This is a genomic window from Bradyrhizobium sp. WBOS08 (genome assembly GCF_024585125.1).
Lineage (GTDB): Bacteria > Pseudomonadota > Alphaproteobacteria > Rhizobiales > Xanthobacteraceae > Bradyrhizobium > Bradyrhizobium japonicum_B.
Genome location: NZ_CP028988.1, coordinates 1,253,462 through 1,276,734 on the forward strand (window position 1 = coordinate 1,253,462; position 23,273 = coordinate 1,276,734).

General features: G+C 64.9%; 23 protein-coding genes and 1 riboswitch. Of the genes, 10 read left to right on the forward strand and 13 right to left on the reverse strand.

Annotated elements, in window-relative coordinates:
• Window positions 1–2: 2 nt before the first annotated feature.
• Window positions 3–2,684, reverse strand: a complete 2,682-nt coding sequence (gene alaS, locus DCM80_RS06125; RefSeq protein ID WP_257196181.1) for an alanine--tRNA ligase — start codon at window positions 2,682–2,684, stop codon at window positions 3–5.
• Between the two features lie 321 nt (window positions 2,685–3,005).
• Window positions 3,006–3,096: riboswitch (glycine riboswitch) on the forward strand.
• A gap of 142 nt (window positions 3,097–3,238) precedes the next feature.
• On the opposite strand from alaS, the gene gcvT reads away from it, so the two are divergent.
• From gcvT to gcvP, 3 genes are all read left to right on the forward strand, one after another.
• The gene (gene gcvT, locus DCM80_RS06130) at window positions 3,239–4,387 is read left to right on the forward strand and encodes a glycine cleavage system aminomethyltransferase GcvT (protein WP_257196182.1); all 1,149 of its coding nucleotides are present in this window, start codon (window positions 3,239–3,241) and stop codon (window positions 4,385–4,387) included.
• Between the two features lie 245 nt (window positions 4,388–4,632).
• Window positions 4,633–5,001 carry a glycine cleavage system protein GcvH gene (gene gcvH / locus DCM80_RS06135; RefSeq protein ID WP_257196183.1) on the forward strand — a complete coding sequence of 123 codons (369 nt, stop codon included), beginning with the start codon at window positions 4,633–4,635 and terminating at the stop codon, window positions 4,999–5,001.
• Window positions 5,002–5,158: 157 nt separating this feature from the next.
• Complete coding sequence (gene gcvP, locus DCM80_RS06140; RefSeq protein WP_257197877.1) at window positions 5,159–8,026, forward strand: aminomethyl-transferring glycine dehydrogenase; 2,868 nt, start codon at window positions 5,159–5,161, stop codon at window positions 8,024–8,026.
• A 130-nt stretch (window positions 8,027–8,156) separates the two neighbouring features.
• Here gcvP and DCM80_RS06145 read toward each other — a convergent pair whose 3' ends face one another.
• The 4 genes from DCM80_RS06145 to recA all read right to left on the reverse strand — a co-directional run bounded on the left by DCM80_RS06145 (window position 8,157) and on the right by recA (window position 12,357).
• Window positions 8,157–9,158 carry a hypothetical protein gene (locus tag DCM80_RS06145; RefSeq protein WP_257196184.1) on the reverse strand — a complete coding sequence of 334 codons (1,002 nt, stop codon included), beginning with the start codon at window positions 9,156–9,158 and terminating at the stop codon, window positions 8,157–8,159.
• A gap of 17 nt (window positions 9,159–9,175) precedes the next feature.
• Window positions 9,176–10,174: a hypothetical protein gene (locus tag DCM80_RS06150; RefSeq protein ID WP_257196185.1), complete on the reverse strand. Its 999-nt coding sequence runs from the start codon at window positions 10,172–10,174 to the stop codon at window positions 9,176–9,178.
• Window positions 10,175–10,183: 9 nt separating this feature from the next.
• On the reverse strand, window positions 10,184–11,164 hold the full coding sequence (locus tag DCM80_RS06155) for a hypothetical protein (RefSeq protein WP_257196186.1): 981 nt from the start codon (window positions 11,162–11,164) through the stop codon (window positions 10,184–10,186).
• A 104-nt stretch (window positions 11,165–11,268) separates the two neighbouring features.
• Entirely contained in the window at window positions 11,269–12,357 is a 1,089-nt protein-coding gene (recA, locus tag DCM80_RS06160) for a recombinase RecA (protein ID WP_061882979.1), read from the reverse strand.
• 309 nt (window positions 12,358–12,666) lie between these two features.
• Here recA and DCM80_RS06165 point away from each other — a divergent pair, with 309 nt between their 5' ends.
• Window positions 12,667–12,867, forward strand: coding sequence for a hypothetical protein (locus tag DCM80_RS06165; protein ID WP_257196187.1), 201 nt, complete (start codon window positions 12,667–12,669; stop codon window positions 12,865–12,867).
• A 142-nt stretch (window positions 12,868–13,009) separates the two neighbouring features.
• Complete coding sequence (locus tag DCM80_RS06170) at window positions 13,010–13,177, forward strand: hypothetical protein (protein ID WP_257196188.1); 168 nt, start codon at window positions 13,010–13,012, stop codon at window positions 13,175–13,177.
• 532 nt (window positions 13,178–13,709) lie between these two features.
• On the opposite strand, the gene DCM80_RS06175 is transcribed toward DCM80_RS06170, so the two are convergent.
• Complete coding sequence (locus DCM80_RS06175; protein WP_028137393.1) at window positions 13,710–13,967, reverse strand: DUF2798 domain-containing protein; 258 nt, start codon at window positions 13,965–13,967, stop codon at window positions 13,710–13,712.
• A gap of 342 nt (window positions 13,968–14,309) precedes the next feature.
• Between DCM80_RS06175 and DCM80_RS06180 the strand changes: the two genes are divergently transcribed.
• Entirely contained in the window at window positions 14,310–14,543 is a 234-nt protein-coding gene (locus DCM80_RS06180) for a hypothetical protein (protein WP_018316629.1), read from the forward strand.
• Window positions 14,544–14,567: 24 nt separating this feature from the next.
• On the opposite strand, the gene DCM80_RS06185 is transcribed toward DCM80_RS06180, so the two are convergent.
• Together DCM80_RS06185 and DCM80_RS06190 are read right to left on the reverse strand one after the other, a co-directional pair.
• Window positions 14,568–14,822: a hypothetical protein gene (locus DCM80_RS06185; RefSeq protein ID WP_257196189.1), complete on the reverse strand. Its 255-nt coding sequence runs from the start codon at window positions 14,820–14,822 to the stop codon at window positions 14,568–14,570.
• 106 nt (window positions 14,823–14,928) lie between these two features.
• Window positions 14,929–15,228 carry a hypothetical protein gene (locus tag DCM80_RS06190; protein WP_028137395.1) on the reverse strand — a complete coding sequence of 100 codons (300 nt, stop codon included), beginning with the start codon at window positions 15,226–15,228 and terminating at the stop codon, window positions 14,929–14,931.
• Between the two features lie 342 nt (window positions 15,229–15,570).
• Between DCM80_RS06190 and DCM80_RS06195 the strand changes: the two genes are divergently transcribed.
• On the forward strand, window positions 15,571–16,035 hold the full coding sequence (locus DCM80_RS06195; protein WP_257196190.1) for a PaaI family thioesterase: 465 nt from the start codon (window positions 15,571–15,573) through the stop codon (window positions 16,033–16,035).
• Window positions 16,036–16,140: 105 nt separating this feature from the next.
• Here DCM80_RS06195 and DCM80_RS06200 read toward each other — a convergent pair whose 3' ends face one another.
• Entirely contained in the window at window positions 16,141–16,434 is a 294-nt protein-coding gene (locus DCM80_RS06200; protein WP_257196191.1) for an HdeA family protein, read from the reverse strand.
• A gap of 182 nt (window positions 16,435–16,616) precedes the next feature.
• Between DCM80_RS06200 and DCM80_RS06205 the strand changes: the two genes are divergently transcribed.
• The 3 genes from DCM80_RS06205 to DCM80_RS06215 all read left to right on the forward strand — a co-directional run bounded on the left by DCM80_RS06205 (window position 16,617) and on the right by DCM80_RS06215 (window position 18,077).
• Window positions 16,617–16,859: a PilZ domain-containing protein gene (locus DCM80_RS06205; protein ID WP_257196192.1), complete on the forward strand. Its 243-nt coding sequence runs from the start codon at window positions 16,617–16,619 to the stop codon at window positions 16,857–16,859.
• Between the two features lie 378 nt (window positions 16,860–17,237).
• Window positions 17,238–17,642: a hypothetical protein gene (locus DCM80_RS06210; protein WP_257196193.1), complete on the forward strand. Its 405-nt coding sequence runs from the start codon at window positions 17,238–17,240 to the stop codon at window positions 17,640–17,642.
• Between the two features lie 102 nt (window positions 17,643–17,744).
• Entirely contained in the window at window positions 17,745–18,077 is a 333-nt protein-coding gene (locus tag DCM80_RS06215; RefSeq protein ID WP_257196194.1) for a hypothetical protein, read from the forward strand.
• Between the two features lie 79 nt (window positions 18,078–18,156).
• Here the strand turns inward: DCM80_RS06215 and DCM80_RS06220 are convergent, their stop codons facing one another.
• From DCM80_RS06220 to DCM80_RS06235, 4 genes are all read right to left on the reverse strand, one after another.
• A complete protein-coding gene (locus tag DCM80_RS06220; protein WP_028137402.1) occupies window positions 18,157–18,513 on the reverse strand; it encodes a carboxymuconolactone decarboxylase family protein in 357 nt (118 codons plus the stop codon).
• Window positions 18,514–18,523: 10 nt separating this feature from the next.
• Window positions 18,524–21,748, reverse strand: coding sequence for an efflux RND transporter permease subunit (locus DCM80_RS06225; RefSeq protein WP_257196196.1), 3,225 nt, complete (start codon window positions 21,746–21,748; stop codon window positions 18,524–18,526).
• Window positions 21,745–22,740, reverse strand: a complete 996-nt coding sequence (locus DCM80_RS06230) for an efflux RND transporter periplasmic adaptor subunit (protein ID WP_257197878.1) — start codon at window positions 22,738–22,740, stop codon at window positions 21,745–21,747. Before DCM80_RS06230 ends, DCM80_RS06225 begins: the two co-directional genes overlap by 4 nt.
• A gap of 96 nt (window positions 22,741–22,836) precedes the next feature.
• Complete coding sequence (locus DCM80_RS06235; protein WP_373569387.1) at window positions 22,837–23,163, reverse strand: ArsR/SmtB family transcription factor; 327 nt, start codon at window positions 23,161–23,163, stop codon at window positions 22,837–22,839.
• Between the last annotated feature and the right edge of the window lie 110 nt (window positions 23,164–23,273).

The following is a 23,273-nucleotide window of genomic DNA, read 5'->3' on the forward strand; positions in this document are numbered from 1 at the left end:
ACTTAAGCGCCTGCCATCGCTTTTTCGATCGCAGCCAATGCCTCGGTCGCCTTGGCGCCGTCGGGGCCGCCGGCCTGCGCCATGTCGGGCCGGCCGCCGCCGCCCTTGCCGCCGAGCGCCTCGGAGGCAATGCGGACGAGGTTCACGGCGTTGAAGCGCGCAGTGAGGTCTTGCGTGACGCCAACCACGATTCCGGCCTTGCCGTCCTCGGTGACGCCGACGATGGCGACGACGCCGGAGCCGATCTGCTTCTTGCCGTCGTCGGCGAGGCTCTTGAGATCCTTCATCTCGATGCCCTCGACCGCGCGCGCCATCAGCTTGACGTCGCCGACCTCGCGCACGGCCGAAGCCGCGCCATTGCTGCCGGCGGAGGCGCCGCCGCCCATCGCCAGCTTCTTGCGCGCGTCGGAGAGCTCGCGCTCGAGCTTCTTGCGCTCCTCCATCAGCGCAGCGATGCGCGCCGGAACGTCGTCGAGCGAGGTCCGCAGCTCGTTCGCCGCGGTCTTCGCCAGCGCCATGGTGTCGTTGGCATGCCTGCGCGCGTAATTGCCGGTCAGCGCCTCGATGCGGCGCACGCCGGACGCCACCGCGCTCTCGCTCGTCACCGTGATCAGGCCGATGTCGCCGGTGCGCCTGACATGCGTGCCGCCGCACAGCTCGACCGACCATCCGAGCGCGTTGGCGCCGCGCTCGCGCGCCGTCCTGCCCATCGAGACGACGCGGACCTCGTCGCCATATTTCTCGCCGAACAGCGCGCGGGCCCCCGCTTCGCGGGCCTCGTCGACGCCCATCACGCGCGTGGTGACCTCGTCGTTCTCCAGCACCACCTCGTTGGCGATGTCCTCGACACGGGCGAGCTCCTCCGCCGTGATCGGCTTCGGATGCACGAAGTCGAAGCGCAGGCGGTCGGGCGCGACCATCGAGCCGCGCTGGGCGATGTGATCGCCGAGCACCTGGCGCAGCGCCTCGTGGATGAGATGCGTCGCCGAATGATGCGCGCGGATCGAGGAGCGCCTGCTATGATCGACCTCGAGCTGCAGCGCGGTGCCGAGCTTCACTTCGCCACTCTCCACCGTGCCGATGTGGACGAAGAAATCGCCGAGCTTCTTCTGCGTGTCGGTGACGCGGAACTTGATGCCGCCCTCGCCCGTCAGCACGCCGGTGTCGCCGACCTGGCCGCCTGACTCCGCGTAGAACGGCGTCTGGTTCAGCACGATCGCCCCTAGGTCGCCGGCCTTCAGGCTGGTGACCTCAGTGCCGTCCTTGACCAGCGCCGACACCACGCCCTCGGCGCGCTCGGTCTCGTAGCCCAGGAATTCGGTGGCGCCGAGCTTCTCGCGCAGCGGGAACCAGATCGCCTCTGATGCCGCTTCGCCCGAGCCCTTCCAGGACTCGCGCGCCTTGGCCTTCTGACGCTCCATCGCATCGGTGAACGCGGCCTGGTCGACGCCGATGCCGCGCGACTTCAGCGCGTCCTGCGTCAGGTCGAGCGGGAAGCCGTAGGTGTCGTACAGCGTGAAGGCGACGTCGCCGTCGAACATGTCGCCCTTTTTCAGGGACGCGCTCTTCTCGTCCAGAATCGCCAAACCGCGCGACAGCGTCTTGCGGAAGCGGGTTTCTTCCAGCCGCAGCGTCTCCTCGATCAGATTCTCCGCGCGCATCAGATCGGGATAGGCCTGGCCCATCTCACGCACCAGCGCCCAGACCAGGCGATGCATCAGCGGCTCCTTGGCGCCCAGCAGCTGCGCATGGCGCATCGCACGGCGCATGATCCGGCGCAGCACATAGCCGCGGCCCTCGTTCGAGGGCAGCACGCCGTCCGAGACCAGGAAGGCGGAGGAGCGCAAGTGGTCGGCGATGACGCGGAACGAGGCGACATTCTGCTCGTTCGGCCCGCTGCCGAGCGCGGACGCGGTCGCGTCGATCAGGTGGCGGAACAGGTCGGTCTCGAACACGCTCTCGACGCCCTGGAGGATGCAGGCCATGCGCTCCAGGCCCATGCCGGTGTCGATCGAGGGACGCGGCAAGCCCACGCGCTCCTCCTTCGTCACCTGCTCATATTGCATGAACACGAGATTCCAGAATTCGAGGAAGCGGTCGCCGTCCTCTTCCGGCGAGCCCGGAGGCCCGCCCCAGATGTGCTCGCCGCGGTCGATGAAGATCTCCGAGCATGGGCCGCACGGGCCGGTGTCGCCCATCGCCCAGAAATTGTCCGAGGTCGGGATGCGGATGATGCGGTCGTCGGAGAATCCGGCGATCTTCTTCCACAGGCCCGCTGCCTCGTCATCGGTGTGGTAGACGGTGACGAGCAGCTTGTCCTTGTTGAGCCCGAACTCCCCGGTGATCAGCTTCCAGGCGAGCTCGATCGCCCGCTCCTTGAAGTAGTCGCCGAAGGAGAAGTTGCCGAGCATCTCGAAGAAGGTGAGATGGCGCGCGGTGTAGCCGACATTGTCGAGGTCGTTGTGCTTGCCGCCGGCGCGCACGCATTTCTGCGAGGTGGTGGCGCGCTGGTACGGCCGCTTCTCGACGCCGGTGAAAACGTTCTTGAACTGCACCATGCCGGCATTGGTGAACATCAACGTCGGGTCGTTGCGCGGCACGAGGGGCGAGGACGCCACGATCTCGTGGCCGTTCTCGGCAAAGAAGTTCAGAAAGGTCGACCTGATCTCGTTGACGCCGCTCATGTTCATCCAATCGGGTGTGCTAGAGCATGATCCGGAAAAGTGCGAAGCGGTTTTCCGAAAAGATCATGCTCAAACAAAGAGCCAAAACGCGATGCTTTCATCGCGCTTTAGGACCCGCTTCTCGCCATCCAAACCGTAACGTTAAGGCTGATATCTGCGGGCCAAAGCGCTTTTAGACAAGGCCAGCTTTCCTGTCCAGAAACTGTGCAGGCAGATCAGAGGGTTGCCGCAGCCGCTCAATTCCGTTGCAATCCCGTTGATTGGGCGCGCGGACGCGTTGACAGGCTTGGCTGGCCTGTGGTCTGTACCCATCTGTATCGTACGGCCACGTCGGGAGAGACCGGCTTTAGGCAGCCGGCGCCGAAGGAGCAACCGCCCCGGAAACTCTCAGGCAAAAGGACCGCGTGGCTTTGACAGCATCTGGAAAGAGGCGCCGACGGGTCTAGACCCGGACTGCGTCCGCCGACGGGATAATACTCTCAGGCACAGCGACAGATGGGGCTTCGACTGGTGTCCTCAGGGGAATCGTCCCCGGGGAACCGCCGAGGGCCCCCATGATGCTAGCGCACGACCAAGACTCCCTGAAACGGACGCCCCTTCATGGGCTTCATGTCTCCCTGGGCGGCAAGATGGTGCCGTTCGCGGGCTATGACATGCCCGTGCAATATGCCGCGGGCGTGCTGAAAGAGCACCTCCATACCCGCAGCGCAGCCGGCCTGTTCGACGTCTCCCATATGGGCCAGATCGCGATCCGGCCGAAGTCGGGGAGGATCGAGGACGCCGCCCGCGCGCTGGAGCGGCTGGTGCCGCAGGACATCGTGGCGATCGCGCCGGGACGCCAGCGTTATGCCCAGTTCACCAATGCCGATGGCGGCATCCTCGACGATCTCATGGTCGCCAATTTCGGCGATCACCTGTTCCTGGTCGTCAACGCCGCCTGCAAGGCGGAGGACGAGGCGCATCTGCGCGCGCATCTCTCGGGCGACTGCGTCGTCGATCCCCTCGCCGACCGCGCGCTGCTCGCGCTGCAGGGCCCGAAGGCCGAAGCGGTGCTGGCGAAACTGTGTGCAGCTGCGCCGTCCATGAAGTTCATGGATTCCGGACCGCATGAGATCGCCGGCATCAAGTGCTTCGTCTCGCGCTCCGGCTACACCGGCGAGGACGGGTTCGAGATCTCGGTTCCATCAGGCGATGCCGAACGCCTTGCCAGGACGCTGCTGGACAATCCGGACGTGCTGCCGATCGGCCTCGGGGCCCGCGACAGCCTGCGGCTGGAGGCCGGCCTCTGCCTCTACGGCCACGACATCGACACCGCGACCACGCCGGTCGAGGCCGCCCTGGAATGGTCGGTGCAAAAGAGCCGTCGCAGCGGCGGCGCGCGCGCCGGCGGCTTTCCCGGCGCAGACAAGATCCTCGCGCATTTCGACAACGGCGCGCCCCGTCGCCGCGTCGGCCTGCGGGCCGAGGGCCGCGCGCCGGTGCGCGAGGGCGCGCTGCTGTTTGCCGACGCCAATGCCGGCGAGCCGATCGGACAAGTCACTTCGGGCGGCTTCGGCCCAAGCCTGAATGCGCCGGTCGCGATGGGCTACGTGCCGACCAAACTGAGCGCGCTCGGCACCAAGCTGTTCGCCGAGGTGCGCGGCCAGCGACTGCCGCTCGCCGTCGCCGCCATGCCCTTCGTCAAGAACACCTACAAGCGTTAGCGCATGATGAAATTGAGCTCAGGTAGTGGCCCCGACGTCACCTCTCCCCGCAGGGGAGAGGTCGGATTGCGTCTGGCGATGCGGAGCATCGTCCAGCGCAATCCGGGTGAGGGGCCGCGGCACTCAGTGGCACCAGACCCCCTCACCCGGATCGCATCTGGCGATGCGATCCGACCTCTCCCTCCGGGAGAGGTGAACCGAGCCCGCGGCTTTCAGCCGAACCCCACCGCTTCAGGAAATCAACAATGACCACGACGCTGTACACCTCCGACCACGAATGGCTGGCGATCGACGGCGATGTCGCCACCGTCGGCATCACCGACTATGCCCAGCAGCAACTTGGCGACGTTGTGTTCGTCGAATTGCCGAAGGTCGGCCGGAGCTTGAAGAAGGCCGAGGCCGCCGCCGTCGTCGAGTCCGTCAAGGCCGCCTCCGACGTCTACGCGCCTGTTACGGGTGAAGTGCTCGAGACCAATGCCGAGCTCGCCGCCGAGCCGACGCTGGTGAACTCGGACGCGCAGGGCAAGGCCTGGTTCTTCAAGATCAGGATCGCCGACAAGAGCGAGCTCGGCGGCCTCATGGATGAAGCCGCCTACAAGGCCCACACGGCGTGAGATTATGAGCCGAGCCATCTCAACATACTCACTGTCATGCCCCGCGAAGGCGGGGCATCCAGTAAACGCAGGCGGTTCGGCTGGAGCCGAGAAGCCGCGGCGTACTGGATCGCCCGCTTTCGCGGGCGATGACAACAACTCATAGCGAGGACCCATGATGACCGCGCACCGCAAGAGCAACGGCGACACAGCCGCCAGTTTCGTTCGCCGCCATATCGGCCCCTCGGCGCGCGACGTCACCGCCATGTTGGAGGCCGTCGGCGCTAGAAGCGTCGATGCGCTGATGGCGGAGACGCTGCCGGCGTCGATCCGGCAGGCCGCCCCGCTCGATCTCGGCAAGCCGCTGAGCGAGACCGAGGCGATCGCGCACATGACCGAGCTGGCGCGACAGAACCAGGTCTTCACCTCGCTGATCGGCCAAGGCTATTCCGGCACCATCCTGCCCGCGGTGATCCAGCGCAACATTCTGGAGAACCCGGCCTGGTACACGGCGTACACGCCCTACCAGCCGGAGATCAGCCAGGGCCGGCTGGAAGCGCTGCTCAACTTCCAGACCATGATCTGCGACCTTACCGGGCTCGATGTCGCCAACGCCTCGCTGCTCGACGAAGCGACCGCCGCCGCCGAAGCCATGGCGCTGGCGGAGCGGCACTCGCAGGTCAAGGCAAAGGCCTTCTTCGTCGACAAGGACGTGCATCCGCAGACGCTGGCGGTGATGCGCACCCGCGCCGAGCCGCTGGGCTGGAGCCTGATCGTCGGCGATCCCCTCACCGATCTCGACAAGGCGGACGTGGTCGGCGCGCTGCTGCAATATCCGGGCTCCTCGGGCGCATTGCGCGACCTCAGACCCGCGATATCGGCGCTGAAGGCCAAGGGCGCGCTCGCGATTCTCGCCGCCGACCTGCTGGCGCTGACGCTGATCGCCTCGCCCGGCGAGCTCGGGGCCGACATCGCGATCGGCTCGGCGCAGCGCTTTGGCGTGCCGATGGGCTATGGCGGACCGCACGCGGCCTATATGGCAGTGCGCGATGCGCTGAAGCGCTCGCTGCCCGGCCGCATCGTCGGCCTCTCCGTGGATTCGCGCGGGGCGCCGGCCTATCGCCTCGCGCTGCAGACCCGCGAGCAGCACATCCGCCGCGAGAAGGCGACCTCCAATATCTGCACCGCGCAGGTGCTGCTTGCCGTGATCGCCTCGATGTATGCGGTCTATCACGGCCCCGAGGGCCTCATCCAGATCGCGCGCAACGTGCATCGCCGCACCGCGGTGCTGGCGAGCGGCCTGCGCAAGCTCGGCTTTGCGCCGCGATCGGAGACCTTCTTCGATACGCTCAGCGTCGATGCCGGCGCCAGGCGTGCCGAGATCGTCGCGCGCGCGGCCGCCGAGAAGATCAATCTCGGCGTCGGCGAAACGGCTCTTCGCATTGCGCTCGACGAGACCACGACGCCGGCGACGGTCGAAGCGGTCTGGCGCGCCTTCGGCGGCACGCTTGCCTATACCGAGATCGATGCCGAGACGCGCGAGGCGCTGCCGGACGATTTGAAGCGCTCCACCGTGTTCCTCACCCATCCGGTGTTCCACGCGCATCGCTCCGAGACCGAGATGCTGCGCTACATGCGCAAGCTCTCAGATCGCGACCTCGCACTCGACCGCGCCATGATCCCGCTGGGATCCTGCACCATGAAGCTGAACGCGACCACCGAGATGATGCCGCTGACCTGGCCGGAATTCGCGACGCTGCACCCGTTCGTGCCGCGCGAGCAGGCGAGCGGCTATCACGCGCTGTTCGCGCGGCTGGAAAAATGGCTGTGCGACATCACCGGCTATGACGCGATCTCGTTGCAGCCGAACTCGGGCGCGCAAGGCGAATATGCCGGCCTGCTCGCGATCCGCGGCTATCATGCGTCACGCGGAGAGAGCCACCGCAAGATCTGCCTGATCCCCTCCTCCGCCCACGGCACCAATCCGGCGTCGGCCGCGATGGCCGGCATGGACGTGGTGGTGGTCGCCTGCGAGAAGAACGGCGACGTCGACGTCAACGATCTCCGCGCCAAGGCGGAGAAACATGCGAACGATCTCGCCGCGATCATGATCACTTATCCCTCGACCCATGGCGTGTTCGAGGAGCATATCCGCGAGATCTGCGAGATCGTCCACGGCCATGGCGGCCAGGTCTATCTGGACGGCGCCAACCTCAACGCCCAGGTCGGCCTTTCCAGACCCGGCGATTACGGCGCCGATGTCAGCCACCTCAACCTGCACAAGACCTTCTGCATCCCGCATGGCGGCGGCGGCCCCGGCATGGGCCCGATCGGCGTCAAGGCGCATCTCGCGCCGTTCCTGCCGGGCCATCCGGCAACGCAGGCGGATGCACCGGTCGGCCCGGTTTCGGCCGCGCCGTTCGGCTCGGCCTCGATCCTGACCATCTCCTACATCTACATCCTGATGATGGGCGGCGAAGGCCTGAAGCGCGCCACCGAGATTGCGATCCTCAACGCCAACTACATCGCAGCCCGCCTCGATCCGCACTTCCCGGTGCTCTACAAGAACGAGAAGGGCCGTGTCGCCCACGAGTGCATCGTCGATCCCCGTCCGCTGAAGGCGAGTTCTGGTGTTACGGTGGACGACATTGCCAAGCGCCTGATCGATTACGGCTTCCACGCGCCGACCATGAGCTTCCCGGTGCCGGGCACGCTGATGATCGAGCCGACCGAGTCGGAATCGAAGGCCGAGCTCGACCGCTTCTGCGACGCCATGATCGCGATTCGAAAAGAAATCGCAGATGTCGAGGCCGGCCGCTTCAAGATCGAAGCCTCGCCGTTGCGTCACGCCCCGCACACCGTGCACGACATCGCGGACGATGATTGGACGCGCGCCTATACCCGCAGCGAAGGCTGCTTCCCCGCGGGCACCTCGCGCACCGACAAGTACTGGAGCCCCGTGGGCCGCGTCGACAATGTCTATGGCGACCGCAACCTCGTGTGCTCCTGCCCGCCGGTGAGCGATTACGCGCAAGCCGCGGAGTAAGCCGCGACGGAGGTTTCGTAGGGTGGGCAAAGCGCAAGCGTGCCCACCACCTTTGTATGCAGTAAACAAGATCGTGGGCACGGCGCTTGCGCGCCTTTGCCCACCCTACGGCACCGAATGCGCCGCTGGTCTAAGGCCCAATCAACAACCGACTTTCCCGGTCCCAGCGCCACAACCGCTCATTGGTCAGCTCAGTCCCGCCCCACCAGCGATAAATCCGGTTGTGGCGCCACATGTCGTCTTCGCGGGCCAGAAGCGAACGCCCGAGTTCAGTGAGCGTGAGCTTCCACTCACTCCTGCAGAAGTAACGGTCCTCGTTGGTGAACGCCGGATCTCCCAACACGAGCGCCGGCGTCGGATGTCCCCCCAGTTCGAGCAAAGCGTCGCGCGCGTCGTTTTCGCCGAGTACGTCGCGAATCAATCTGCCATTGCAGACGATCCGCGGGTCGGTTTCCCCGTCATTCACATAATCCAACAAATCCATTTCAGTGGCACCGAGTCCCGTCACGCTGTCCGGAAGCTCTTCGAGCACTGCTATCAGCGCCGATCGAAGTCTCGGCAGGATCGTCAGATCCGTCATCAGCAGATCGAAGCAGGGCTCTGGCGTTTGAGCCCGATAGGCCCGCCAGGCACGGCTTGCCAACACCAATTGGTTCTCGGTCACCTTGAAGTTCGGCAGCTTCCATTTTGCGACAGACTCCGCAGCATAGTTCGCAATAATGTCGTCCGCATGCACAAGGCTCAGCTTGGTCACGATTTCCCTGTAGGGGCGAAGCAGGTTCAGCAGCCAGATCAGCACCAGCTGATCATTGGGCCGGGGATCAGCCCATATCTCGATCGAGTCGAACTTCGCACACAGCTCGAAGAAACCGATATCGCGCGTGCCGAAGCCGTCGAGCGAGCCGCAGCGAACGTGATCGAGCCAATGATCGCCGGGATTGCAATGCTTGGCCGATCGACGTTCCAGGCCCATCAAGAGGCGCTCGTCCGAAGGCAATTTCCTCCCGACAAAACGCGGATAGAATCCGAGCGCGACGTTCGCCCGGCACGACTGGCGAAGCACCTCTTCCGCAAGATCGTGGTCGTCAGGATCAGATGTGACAAGATTGCTCCTCTCGAAATTGATGCGCATTGCGGGAGCAACACGCGTCAGTCAGGCGCGATCAACATCCGGCTCTCGCGATCCCAGCGCCAGAGCCGCTCGTTGGTGAGAAGCGTGCCGCCCCACCAGCGGCGGATCGGGTTGTGACGGCGAAAATCCTCCGCCCTGGCCAGCACCGCCTGTCCCAAGTCCGTAAGGGACAATTGGGACTGCTTGTACCGTGCGTGACGGAGGACATCATCATGCATGTCCAGCGTGAATGGCCCCTCGTCCAGCCCGGCTACGGCCGGCATTGGACAGCGCGCGAGTCCATCGAGCAGCTCGCCGACCTCCCAATAGTCAAAGACGCGCCGCTCGTTGGGTTGCTTATGCCCCGGGAAGACGTCGAAGGACTGCACATTCCCTGGTGCGATCAACTCCAGCATTCGCGTCTCCGTCGCTCCAAGACCGGTGGTCACGCTCGGAAGCTCTGAGAGAACATCAACAGCGCAGCGCTCGAGCTGCGGAAGCAAACCCAGATCGATCTTGAGGAGCTCGAACCAGGCCTGCGGCGTGGGTTCGCAATAAGCGCACCACGCGCGACCGGCCAGTGCAAGGTGATGCTGCGTCAACTTGGCCATATGCGGGTTCAGCTTCGCAAGTTGCTTTGACTCGACACCACCGACGGCAAAGTCCAGGTGACGCATTGAGAGCTTGGAAGCTGCCCCATCCTTGCTGCTGAGGTGATCGAGCAGCCAGAGCAGAAGTAATTGTGCATTCGGCTCTGGTCCCATCCACAGCTCGGCCGTGTCGCATTCGGACAATAGGTCAATCAGTCCGCGTCCCTTCAACCCAGTTCCCTCCAGGCGCCAGGCCGGCGTGTCGTCCAGCCAGTGCAGGCCGTTCGGCTGAGTCGTACGTGGGGAGAAAAATACCTGGCGTTCCGCATCGGACGGCAGCGTTCCCCAGACGAGTCGACGCTCGATCGCAATGACGAGATCGCCAAGGCCGGCCCCTCGTATCGCGCCGGCGACGGCCGAATCTGTCGTCACGATGAGCCGCGCCATGCGGGATCCTCACGGCTTCGTCAGGACGGCGCCGTAGCGCCACAGTCGATCATTGGTCAGATGCGTGCCGCCCCACCAGCGATCGATCGGGTTGTGTCGGCTGAAGTCTTCCTGATGGGCCAGGACAGCCTTTCCGAACTCGGTCAGCGAGAGGCGGCTGCGCAGGTAGACCTGGTGCCGAGCTCGCAAATTTTGCAGGTCGATCGTACGAAGTTCTTCGCCCAGACCGGCCACTGCGGGCTTTGGGCCGAGTGCGAGGCCTTCGATCAAATATCCCAGTTCGATCTCGCCGAACACATCTGTGCGCCGTAGCGAGCGTAGATGGAACAACGGATTCGTGTTCGCATACCAGGCAAGCATCTCAAGGAATCGCATCTCGGTCGCACCGAGTCCCGTCAAAGGAGACGGGAGCTCTGCCAGCAGGTCGAGCAAGGCGGGCCGCAGCATCAGCAAGGCACTGAGATCACGGCGAAGGAGATCGATGCAAGCTTCAGGAGTCGGCGCGCAGTAGGCGGACCACGCCGATTTGCCGATCTCGAACTCCTCCGCGCCAACGTCCATGACATTAATATCAGGCTCGGCCTCAGCGAAATTATAGTCGGGACTGAACATCAGATCGGAGGCCAGCAATCGGACCGCGAACCTCTGCGCGAGCGCAGGATAGTTGCCGAGGTGATCGAGCAACCAGACCAGTTGCAGCTGGTCGCGGGGCGTGGCCGCGAACCAGAGTTCGATCTCGTCATACCGCTCGCAAAACTCGGCCAGCGATGATTTGCGGCCCTTGGTGCCCTTTGGCCAGCGGACCCAATCCGACCAGTGTTCGGCCGGGCCAAGATCGGCGGCGTAGGCAGCCAAATAAGCCGAGAGCTTTTCCGCCCGCGGGAGCGGCCCCCACTCAAATTGAAAATGGAACGGGATGACGATCTCGGCCAAGCCCGATCGAGCAAGCTCCCTGCCGCCGCCCCAGCCGGTCAAGATCAGCCGCTTCATCACACCACCTGATCAACGCACACATAAACGAAACGGGCGCTGACGACGTCGGCAACTCAACGTCCTCAGCGCCCGCTCCTCGCGAAAAACTTTCGCGTTAAGACTTACTCGTCCGCCGGCTCCTCGCCGTCGGCGTCGCGCTCGGGCGTGCCGGCCAGGATCTGCTCGGCGATCAGGCCGGAGTTCTGGCGGATCGCGGTCTCGATCTTGGCGGTGATGTCGGGGTTGGCCTTCAGGAACGCTTTCGAGTTCTCGCGGCCCTGACCGAGGCGCTGGCTGTCATAGGAGAACCAGGCGCCGGATTTCTCGACGATGCCGGCCTTGACGCCGAGATCGAGGATCTCGCCCATCTTGGAGACACCCTCGCCGTACATGATGTCGAACTCGACCTGCTTGAAGGGGGGCGCCAGCTTGTTCTTGACCACCTTGACGCGCGTGGTGTTGCCGACCACCTCGTCGCGCTCCTTGATCGCGCCGATGCGGCGGATGTCGAGGCGGACGGAGGCGTAGAATTTCAACGCGTTCCCGCCGGTGGTGGTCTCGGGCGAGCCGTACATCACACCGATCTTCATGCGGATCTGGTTGATGAAGATCACCATGGTGTTGGACTTGTTGATCGAGGCCGTGAGCTTGCGCAGCGCCTGGCTCATCAGGCGGGCCTGCAGGCCCGGCAGGGCATCGCCCATCTCGCCCTCGAGCTCGGCCTTCGGCACCAGCGCCGCGACCGAATCGATCACCATCACGTCCACCGCGCCGGAGCGCACCAGCGTGTCGCAGATCTCCAGCGCCTGCTCGCCGGTGTCGGGCTGCGAGATCAGCAGCTCGTCGATGTTGACGCCGAGCTTGCGGGCATAGACCGGGTCGAGCGCGTGCTCGGCATCGATGAAGGCGCAGATGCCGCCCTTCTTCTGTGCTTCCGCCACCGTATGCAGCGCCAGCGTGGTCTTGCCCGAGGATTCCGGCCCGTAGATCTCGACGATGCGCCCCTTGGGCAGGCCGCCGATGCCGAGCGCGATATCGAGCCCGAGCGAGCCCGACGACACCGCCTCGATGTCCATGGACCGGTCGTTCTTGCCGAGCTTCATCACCGAGCCCTTGCCGAACTGGCGCTCGATCTGCGAGAGCGCGGCGGCCAGAGCTTTACTCTTGTCCATGGAAGATCCTTCGACGATACGCAGGGCAGTGGCGGACATTGGGTCGTGCTCCTTATGGCGAGGATTCGCGTGAGGGACAAACAGTTGCGAGGCGGCGCGGCGATAAAAGCAATGTACCCTATTTGTTCTAGGTTCGCAATATGTTCTTTTGCGGATTTGGGCGCTGTCCGTTGGACAGTCCCGGATTGTTGGCAACCCTCCCCTCAATCCCGCCCTGTGCGCACAAGTGAACAGACGCCGCTCCATCGCTGCTCCCTAATGGGGCCATCACCGCTCGGATCGTGGCAATTATCGGTGACGAGAACGCCGATCGCGCTCCCGCCTTCCTCGCGCGGACAGGAGCGCGCCTTGTTCAAGCGACGACGTTTCAAGCAGCAGCTGACCCTGCAGGACCGGCTCACCGCCTGGGTCAAGCAGGTCAAGGACGACGCTGCGAAGCTGCCGCCTGGCCCTAAACGGGACGCCCTGCTCAAGAAGGCGCGCCAGGCCGAAATGGCAAATCATCTGCACGACTGGGTCAAATCCCCCGGGCTGCAACCGCCGAAATAGCCGAGCAACCCCGACGTCCTTGTCCGACCGAAGCTCGACGCGCTTGATCGCGGTCGCCGTCATCATTCCGCAATCGTATGGCACCGAACCTTTCGCGGTCCCAGGCCTTTTCCAGGACGAGACCGCAATTCTGGGGACCGTCATGACGGACAACGAGCACCACGAAACGAGCCGGCGCCATCCTCTGCTGGAGGCGGCGCGCGAGGAGCTGATCAAGTTCGAGCGCAAGGAAAACGAGTTCCGCAAGAAGGATCGCGAAGAGCGCGCCAGCGAGCTTCGGCTACCGCTCGGCGAGATCAAGATCCACTAAGCCCCGCCAGCGGCAGTTTAGGTATCTAGATACCTAAGTTAGGTCATTGAAAAACCATGGGAATTCTATGCAGCCTACTGTGCATGGGGTTGTTTTTCCATTTTTTGAGATGCCGCATGCCGCAACCTGCGATCATCGCAAGACGCGACTGCCGGCGGTGCCCGGCCTACAGCAGCGCGAGTAGCACGAGGCCGATCACCAGCACCACGAAGCCAGCCGCTGTCGCGGCGGCGAACGACCGCTCTACGTTATCCATGATGCCACCCCATCGTCGGCGTGCCACGTTTCCCCCATGGCCGCGCCGAACGGTCTGGAATCTTGCCGACCTGTGTGACCGCAGTTGTGCGAACGGATGTCGAAATTGGGACCGCTGCGGGGCCAGTCTGCGGCCTCGGCTCGGGCCGCCAACCTGGCGCCTGTCAGGCTGCCGTAAGCGGAGCCGGCTAGGATGATGCGGCTATGGTGTTGCAGCCCAGCACCTCAGCCTCCAACGACTCTCCGCCCCGCTTGGCTCTCCCCAGGCGGGGCTTTTTCATGCCTGGCTGCCGGCGCGCGGATCCCCCTCCTCCCGGGTCAGGCGCAGCGCGAAGGCGCGGATCGCGGGCGCGGCCAGGAGCACGATCGGCAGCATCGCGGCCCAGGCGATCAGCCACGACGCCATCCAGTGGCCGAGGAAGATCGTCGCGCTGCCGGCGGGCAAGCTGGCGATCCCCGCCGCGATCAGCGAGGTCAGTCCGGACTGGATGATCCCGAACACGAAATGACTGTAGCGGCGGGGAATGCCGAGCATGACGGACCCATGTTGTTGGCCGTCATCACGGCAAGCAAGGCACATGCCGCCGCGTGCATCGGAAGCCGTTGGCGGTCCGGTCTGCGTTGCGCCTCCCCCAGCGGCGCAAAGAACGCGACTGGATGCAGCCCAGGAACTCTGTTCTTGGTCGGAGAACCACGGGGTAACCTACCGTCAACCAACAGATTTTCCTTGTCGCGGGAATATGACCGCGATCAGCATGTCTGCGGTCGGCGGCATCATCCGTAGCCGCCCGGAATTGATCTGACGCTGGTTTGGGATTGGACTATCGCGCGCCCGTGGCCTTGGGGGCGAGGCCGTCACGCGCGATCGGTGCCAGCCATGCCGCTCTATTTCTTTCGTATCCGGAATGGCCGTTATTCCGGCTGCGCCGACCAGGCGACGGAATTTGCCGATCGCGATTCGGCCTGGAAAGAGATGACCAACGTCTGCGCCGACATGACCGCCGGCATTGCGCGCAAGCTCCAGGAAAATTCCGAATGGCACATGGAGCTGCTGGACGAGGCCAAGGAGCCCGTCTTCCGGATCCGCATCGTCGCCGAAACCCTCGACTAGGACGAGGCTCGATCAGGCCGGCTTTCAGTCCGCGCTGGGCAGCCGCCGCATGGTGAATTCGATGTCGCCGCCCGGCAGTTCGCGCCAAGTCTCGACCGCACTCATATAGCCGGCCTTGGGGTAGCGGGCGAAGAAGGCCTGGGCCCGTTCCCGCGCCGCCGCGCGCGGCAGCGTGAAGGTCTCGCGCAGATAGCCGTCGCCGAAAGTTGGGCCGGGCTTGCCGGCCGCCTTGCGCCGGCGCGCCATCCGCTCGGCGAGATCCCGCGGACGATCGGCCATGTCCTGCCCTCCTCTACGCGCTACGCTGAGAGGCAAATGTAGGGCGCGGGCCGGCCGAAGAGGAGTCCTGTCCGAAGGCCTGTGCCGCCCCCGGATGAAGCTTTGGTCAGTTGGCGGCCGTTCCGCTCTTGGTCTTCTTCGGCGCGCTGCTCGCGGCCGATGCCTTCGGTGCCGCCGGCTGCTTCGGCGGATCGGCGCGCATGCCGCCCCAGGGATCGTTGGACGCCTTGGATTCCGGGATCTTCTTCAGCGTTTCCTTGTAGGCCTTCTCGCGCTCGGCTTCCGCGGCCTTCTCCTCGGGGGACTTGCTCGGGCCATCCTGCATCAAATTGATATTGGGCATTTGCGCATAGGCAGGTCCCGCCAGCGCCGCCAGCAGCACCGCCGCCATACGGAAAAGCTTCATCGTCTACTCCTTGATCATCCATGAGGCACGGATCGCCCGCGCCGGGGGCCGTCAGCGGCCCGCTAGGACCGGTCCGACCGGCACGATTTGGGCCCATGCAGCCAATCGTCCCAGATCGGGCCGCATTTGGTGCACCCGCTCAGCGCGAAGCCGAGGGCGATCATACCAAAGACGAGGACACACCGACGCAACATCATCCACCCGTTCCCAAGCAAGGCATCATACCGGGCCAAGTCAGGCATTTTCAAGCCGACTGCACCGCCGCGAGAGCGGGTGACTTTGCCGCGCCGATGCGCGCACAATGGGACGAAACATCCGGCGATACAGGAGATCACGACAGCAATGCGAAGCCAGCCAGACGCCGAATTCGGCCTCCCCGACGCCAGACGCATCCTCGGCGAGGTTTTTGCACCCTGGGTCCAGGACCTCAACCTCGCGGTAGAGCGCATCGAGCACGTGCAGCCGGCGGACGCGCCGGACTGGCAGCCCGGCGCGCTGCTGCGCATGCCGTTCTCGGAGCGGTTGTGCCGCCATGGCGGCGTGGTCTGCGGCCAGGCCCTGATGGCGCTCGCCGATACCGCGATGGTGATCGCGATCCTTGCGGTCAATCGCGGCTATCGTCCGATGACGACGGTCGACCAGACCACGCATTTCATGCGCGCGGTGTCCTCGTCGGACGTGCTGGCGGACGCGCGTGTGGTGCGGCTCGGGCGCACCATGAGCTTCGGCCGCGTCACGCTGCTGTCGGCGACCGACAACAAGCCGGCCGCGATGGTATCCAGCGCGTTCGCGATGTTGCCGGGCTGATCAAAAAGCGAGAGCCGCGCGCGCAAAGCGCACCGCGGCTCTCCATCACGGTCGCATCGAGACCCCAGCCGCAACTGCGGCCGACGCTTCGGTCCGCACTTCCAGCTACTTGCCGAGCACCTCGTCAGCCGCCGTGACGATGCTGGCTGTCGGATTCTTTCCGCAATAGGCACCGAACTTCTTGGCGTTCTCGATGAACACGTCGGTGTCGATGATCGCGTTGTCCTCGTCGCCCTTGTACCAGCCATCCATCCAGGTCAACACGACCTGGATGTTGTCTTCGCCGCTCTCGAGAAACTGCTTGCAGCTCATGGTCGAAAGGTCCCATTTGACGGCGTGGGCGGGCATCGACGACAGCGAGAGCGCAGCGGCGAACAGAAGCGAAAACGTGGTCTTCATCGGAATCTCCATCGGCGCCGTGACGCCATAAAAGGAAGGCTTGCAGGAAAATCGGCGGAGATGCTCTCCGCTCGAACGTCGTAAACGAAGTCTGAAGCGCCATGCGGGCAGCGCCGATATTGAGTTTAGTTCAACGTAATTTCTATGCATTACTCCACAATCATCGTGATGGACCGACGCCGATGATCGAGAAGCGTACAGCGCAGCGCTACCGTGTTTTCAAGGGTGGAACGATCACCTTCGAAAACAACGGCATCGCCTGCACAGTGCGAAACATGTCGGTGGGCGGCGCGGCGATCGACCTCGACGCTCCCGTCACGTTACCGCAATCGTTCACGCTCTCGATCGCGCGCGACGAATTCGTACGGAATTGTCGCACAGTTTGGCGCCGTGACAAGCGCGTCGGCCTCGCCTTTGTGTGTTAGCGCCCGCTATGTGAACGAGCGTTCGCATCGCATCCACAATGCAATGATGATTGCGCGGCACGGCGACGGCAACGCCTGCGCAGGCTTGCGGTCACCCGCGCGCCAGGCGCGGCCGCCTCGTCGTCGATCCCGCAAGTGAGGCGGCGCGGCCGCCGGCCCTGCGCCGAGGCAGTGGTCAGCGCCGGCACGGCTAGCCGCGATGACCAAAACTCTCATCGGCGCAATCCCCTTCGTCTGGGGTACAAACTCGACCGCCATCGCGGAATAGCAAATGCCGCGGGTTCAAGGGCTTGTGGAGGCCTCAGCAAATCTTGATCGGCAAGGACTTCGCCCGACCGCATTCGTGCCTATCTGTCCGCCCGCAGGGGACTTTCACGGATGTTACGGATCATTGCTCATGCGGCGCTGCTCGCCAGCGCGCTCGCGCTCGGTGCCTGCGGCTTTGCCGACAGCCGCGCGCCGGTGCCCGAGTTCATGCGGATCAAGGAGGCCGAGCAACCCCCGCCCGAAGCGCCTCCCGACGTCAAGCGTGTGGTGCGCGAGCAGATCGATGTGGTTTTCCTCGCCACCTCCTATCCGCGCGAGGTGCACGTCGCCCCGCCCCGTCGCGAGCTGCGCGGACCGGGCTGGACGGCTTGCGTGCGCGCCCAGCTCACCTCCGCGACCGGCAGCTCGCTCGGCGCCCAGACCTACATCGTGACGATCAACGGCGGGAAGGTCGTGGACCGCCGGCGGGCGGAAGCCGACGATATCTGCGGCACCGAGACCTACGAGCCGGTCTAGGAACCGGCGCCGGCCGACGGTTCCGGGAAAAACGAGCATCGCGACGGGGAACGATCACCTCCTCGCCTTCTTGTTACCGCCGAGGGCAGTTTCGAGGAGGACATGATGAAGACATTTGCGATTGCGCTGTTGGCGGGCGTGGGCGCCCTGGCAGCCGTCTCGGGGGCGAGGGCTTCCGATATCTACACGACCAGCGAGTACACCGATCCGGATCTGGTTCAGCAGGTGCGGCTCGTCTGCGACGATTCCGGCCGTTGCTATCGCACGCGCAGCGGCTCGCGGGTGATCGTGCGCGATTCCTACAATTACATGCCGCGCGATCGCTACTACGAGCGCCGGACGTATCATCGTCACTACGATGACGGCCCGCGCGCCGGCGTCGGCATTCGCGCGCCCGGCGTCAGCGTCGGCGTGGGCGTGGGCGACCGCTGGTAATCCGTGAAGACGTGATGGCCGGGACCGGACGAGACGATTCGCCCGGTCCCGTTCGCATGCTCCTACGAGGTGACTGCCGTCATGCGGCGGTCGATTGCTGCTGGAACTGCTCGTACGCCGCGATCGCATCCGCGGCGTACATCAGCGAGGGGCCGCCGCCCATGTAGACGGCCATGCCCAGCGTCTCCTCGATCTCTTCGCGACTCGCGCCGAGCTTGACGAGCGCCTCGGCATGAAAGCCGATGCAGCCGTCGCAATGCGCGGCGACGCCGAGCGCCAGCGCCATCAGCTCCTTGGTCTTCTTGTCCAGCGCGCCGTCACGCGTGGCAGCCTGGGCGAGTGCGGAGAATCCCTTCATCGTATCCGGAATATCGCTGCGCAGCTTCTTCAGGTTGGCGGAGATGTTCCTGGTGATGTCGACGTAGTTCTTGTCCATCGGACCCTCGTTAGCTGGATTTGGCGGTGGTCGGAGCCGCCTCGCGCGGCGCGCGCAAGGCGATGTAGATCGCGGGAATCACCAGCACGGTGAGCAGCGTTGACGAGGCGAGCCCGAACAGCAGCGAGATCGCCAATCCCTGAAAGATCGGATCGAGCAGGATGGTCGCAGCTCCGATCATGGCCGCAAGCGCGGTGAGCAGGATCGGCTTGAAGCGGACCGCGCCGGCCTCCAGCACGACCTCGCGCAGCGACTTGCCGTCCCCGCCGCTGTGCCTGATGAAGTCGACCAGCAGGATCGAGTTGCGCACGATGATGCCGGCGAGTGCGATGAAGCCGATCATCGAGGTCGCGGTGAACGGCGCTCCCAGCAGCCAGTGCCCGATCAGGATGCCGATCAGCGTCAGCGGAATCGGCGTCAGGATGACGAGCGGCAAACGGAAGCTCCTGAACTGGGCGACGACCAGCACATAGATGCCGAGGATGGCCGCACCGAAGGCCGCCCCCATGTCGCGGAAGGTCACCCAGGTGATCTCCCATTCGCCGTCCCACAGCAGCGTGGGGCGCGACTCGTCCGATGGCTGGCCGTGCAGGCTGATGGCGGGCTTCGGCAGCTTGCCCCAATCATGCGCATCGACACGATCGGCAACCGCGAGCATGCCGTAGAGCGGCGCCTCGAAGCGCCCGGCGAGCTCGGCCATCACCATGTCGGCGAAGCGGCCGTCGCGACGGAAGATGGTCGGCGAGCCCTCTTCCATGGTCGCCTTCACGACCTGGCCGAGCTCGACCACGGTCTTGCTGCCGGGCACGGTGTTGGCCGGCACCGGCGTCGAAGCCAGCGCCTCGTCCCAGACCAGATCGCGCTTTCCGAGATGCACCGCGATCTCGATCGGGTTGCGGTCCTCGCCACGGTGCGAATAGCCGATCGAGGTGCCACCGAACAGGGTCTGGATCGTGTCGTAGACGTCGCGCTGCTCGACGCCGAAGAACTCGAGCCGGTCCTGGTCGATCGAGAGCCGCAGCCGCGGCCGCTTCTCGCCGATGGAATCGTCGATGTCGACGATGAACGGCACCTCCGCGAAGATCTTCTTGAGCTCGGCCGTCACCGCCCGGCGCGTGGTCGCATCCGGACCATAGACCTCGGCGAGCAGCGTCGACAGCACCGGCGGCCCGGGCGGTACCTCGACCACCTTGATGCTGGTGCCCGCGGGCGGATCGAGCGCCTTCAGCTTCTCGCGCAGATCGAGGGCGATCTCATGGCTCGCGCGCTTGCGCTCGCCGCGCGCAGCCAGGTTGACCTGCACCTCACCGAGCTCGGGCCTCTCCCGCAGGTAATAGTGCCGCACCAGGCCGTTGAAATTGAAGGGCGCCGCCGTGCCGGCATAGGATTGCACCGAGGTGACCTCCGGCAATTGCCGTGCGATCTCGGCCGCGCCGAACAGCGTACGCTCGGTCGCCTCCAGGCTCGCGCCTTCCGGCAGGTCGACGACCACGGCGATCTCGGACTTGTTGTCGAACGGCAGCAGCTTGACCGTCACCGACTTGGTCGCAAACAGCGTCATCGACAGCAACGTTGCGATGCCGACGCCGAGCAGGAACAACCAGGCCGACCGCTTGCTCCGCACGATCGGCGTGGCGAAGCGCCGGTAGAGCCGGCCGAGCCGACCTTCGTCGTGCTCCGCATGCGCCGAGGCAACCTCGCCCCTCGGTGCGAGCTTGAGCATCAGCCAGGGCGCCACCACCATCGCAACGAAGAACGAGAACAGCATGGCGGCCGACGCGTTGGCCGGGATCGGCGCCATATAGGGGCCCATCAGCCCCGACACGAACAGCATCGGCAACAGCGCGGCGACCACCGTCAGCGTCGCCACGATGGTGGGGTTGCCGACCTCCGCCACCGCCTCGATGGTGGCCTGCAGGCGCGGCCGGCCGTCGCGCATGGCCCAGTGCCGCGCGATGTTCTCGACCACGACGATGGCGTCGTCGACGAGAATGCCGATGGAGAAGATCAACGCGAACAGGCTGACGCGGTTGATCGTGTAGCCCATGAGGTTGGCGGCGAACATCGTGAGCAGGATCGTCGTGGGAATCACGACGAAGGTCACCAGCGCTTCGCGCCAGCCGATCGCGATCGCGATCAGGACGACGATCGAGACGGTCGCAAGGCCAAGGTGGAACAGCAGCTCGTTGGCCTTCTCGTTGGCGGTCTCGCCGTAATCGCGCGTCACCGTCACCTGGACATCTTCGGGGATCAGGCGCGACTTCAACCCTTCGAGGCGCTCCGCGATATGCTCGGACACGACGACCGCATTGGCGCCAGCCCGCTTGGCCAGCGCCAGGCTGACGGCGGGCGTGCGCGCCCACTGCCCGGCGGTCCCGCGCGAATCCGTCCAGACGCGATGCTCGACGGTGCTCGGGCCGACGATGACGGAGGCGACGTCCTTGACGTAGACCGGCCGGCCGTCGCGGCTCGTGATCAGCAAGAGTCCGATGTCGGGAATGCCGGACAGCGTCTGGCCCGCCGCGACGCTCCGCACGATGCCGGCATCGCGAACCTGTCCGGCCAGGAACGAGCGGTTGGCGTCCTTGACCTTGGCCACGAGCTGCTGAAGCGTGACGCCGAACAACGACAGCTTCTCCGGATCGGGCTCGACCCGGATCTGTTGCGCGGCGCCGCCGGATATGTAGGTCAGCCCGATGTCGTCGACCTTCATCAGCTCCGCGCGCAGCTTGTCGGCGAGCTCGTAGAGGTCCTTGTCGGTCCAGCGGCCGGCGACCTCGGGCTTCGGCGACAGCGTCAACACCGTCACCGCGACGTCATTGATGCCCCGCCCGACGATCAGCGGCTCGGGAATGCCGACGGGAATGCGGTCGAGGTTGGCCCGGATCTTCTCGTGCACCCGCAGGATGGCGTCCTCGAACTTGGTGCCGACCAGGAAGCGCGCGGTGACCATCACGCGGTCGTCCTCGGTCTGGCTGTAGACGTGCTCGACGCCGTCGATGCCTTTGACGATCGATTCCAGCGGCTTGCTCACCAGCTCCACCGCGTCTGGCGCGCGCAGGCCGTCGGCATTGACGCGGATATCCACCATGGGAACGCTGATCTGCGGCTCCTCCTCGCGCGGGATCGCCACGACGGCGATCAGCCCGACGACCAGCGCTCCGATCAGGAACAGCGGGGTGAGTGGCGATGCGATGGTCGACCTGGTCAACCGTCCTGACAGCCCGAGATTCACGGCCGCACCAATTGGTCGCCGGCCTGGATGCCCGACAGGATTTCGAGGCCGTCGGGAAGCGACGGCGTCGGCACGTCGCGGCCGCGCTGCACCGGCACGTCGATCGCCTCGTCGCCCTTCCGGATCCGGACATAGTCGATACCGAACCGCGTCGTTACATAACCTGCGGGAATGACGAAGGCTGTCCGCGTTCCGGCGGCGACCCAGACCCGCAAGCGGTCGCCGACGAAATATTCGCCGAGCCCATCGACCGTGGCATCCGCAATGACGCGTCCCTCCTCGATCTGGGGATAGACGAGGTCGACCACGCCCCATTTCGAGGCCTCTCCCGCCAGCTCCGCGCCATCGACGCGGACCTTGTCGCCGGCCTTGAGGAAGCGCGCGTGGCGCTCCGGCACGCGCAGCCGCAGCTTGAAATTCTGCTGGGCGACGGTGACGATGGGATCGCCCGCGAGCACGACGGATCCCACGGTGATCAGCCGTTTCAACACACGTCCGTCCGCCGGCGCGAGCACCTGTCCCTGGTTGAGCTGCTCGTTGATGACGGCACGTTCGGCAGTCTTGGCCCGCAGCCCATTCTCGGCGACGTTGAGCGCGGTGCGCTGCTCGTCCAGCTTGATCCGCGGCAGGATACCGCGCTCCACCAATCCCTCGGTTCGGGTGAAGTCGAGTTGCGCCTGGTTGGCCTGCGCCTGCAGTGCCTCGATCTGGGCGTCGAGTGATTTCATTTGCAGCACGAGCTTCTCGTCACCGATGGCCGCGATCGCCTGGCCGGCGGCAACGCGATCCCCTTCCCTGACATTGAGCTGGGCCACCGTGCCGCCGATGCGTCCGCGCGCTGGCACCACGCTGGTGCTTTCGACCGTGGCGAATACCGCCTTTTCGTCCGCGGTCGATTGCCGCGCGACCACGAGTGTCTCGGCAGCCGTCGCTGGTGTTGCAGACAAGCCTGTCGCCGCGAAAGCAGCCAGCAGGCCAAAATATTTCGCCATACATCGCATGGGACTTTTCCGTGTCACGATCGAACCATCACCACGCCGCGGCGCAGCTCATTTCATCTACATGGGAGAGAAGCGTGTTGATCCTGGTCAAGGCGCCCTTCCCCGAACTCTCGTAGGTCTGCTCCTGGCGGACTTCGGTGCGCAGAACGCCTGGTACAGCGTCTTCAACACCTCACGCGCCGGCTCGCTGGCGATCGAATAGAAGATCGTCTGCGCGTCGCGCCTGGATGCGACCAGGCCATCCTTGCGAAGGAGCGCAAGATGCTGGGAGACCGTGGAGTCGCGCAGGCTGAGGAACTCGGCCAGCTCGCCAACCGACCGCTCGCCGTCGATCAACTGACAGATGATGAGCAGACGGTGACGGTTCGAGAGCGCCTTGAGCAGCACGCTCGCCTGATCCGCCGCCCGCTCCATGACTTCGACATCTATTTTCATACTTGCGTATATACAAAAATACGAATATATAGTCAAGCGCTGCATGACGGCTGGAACTGAACCGGCGAAGCGGCTTGGTCCAACGGAGG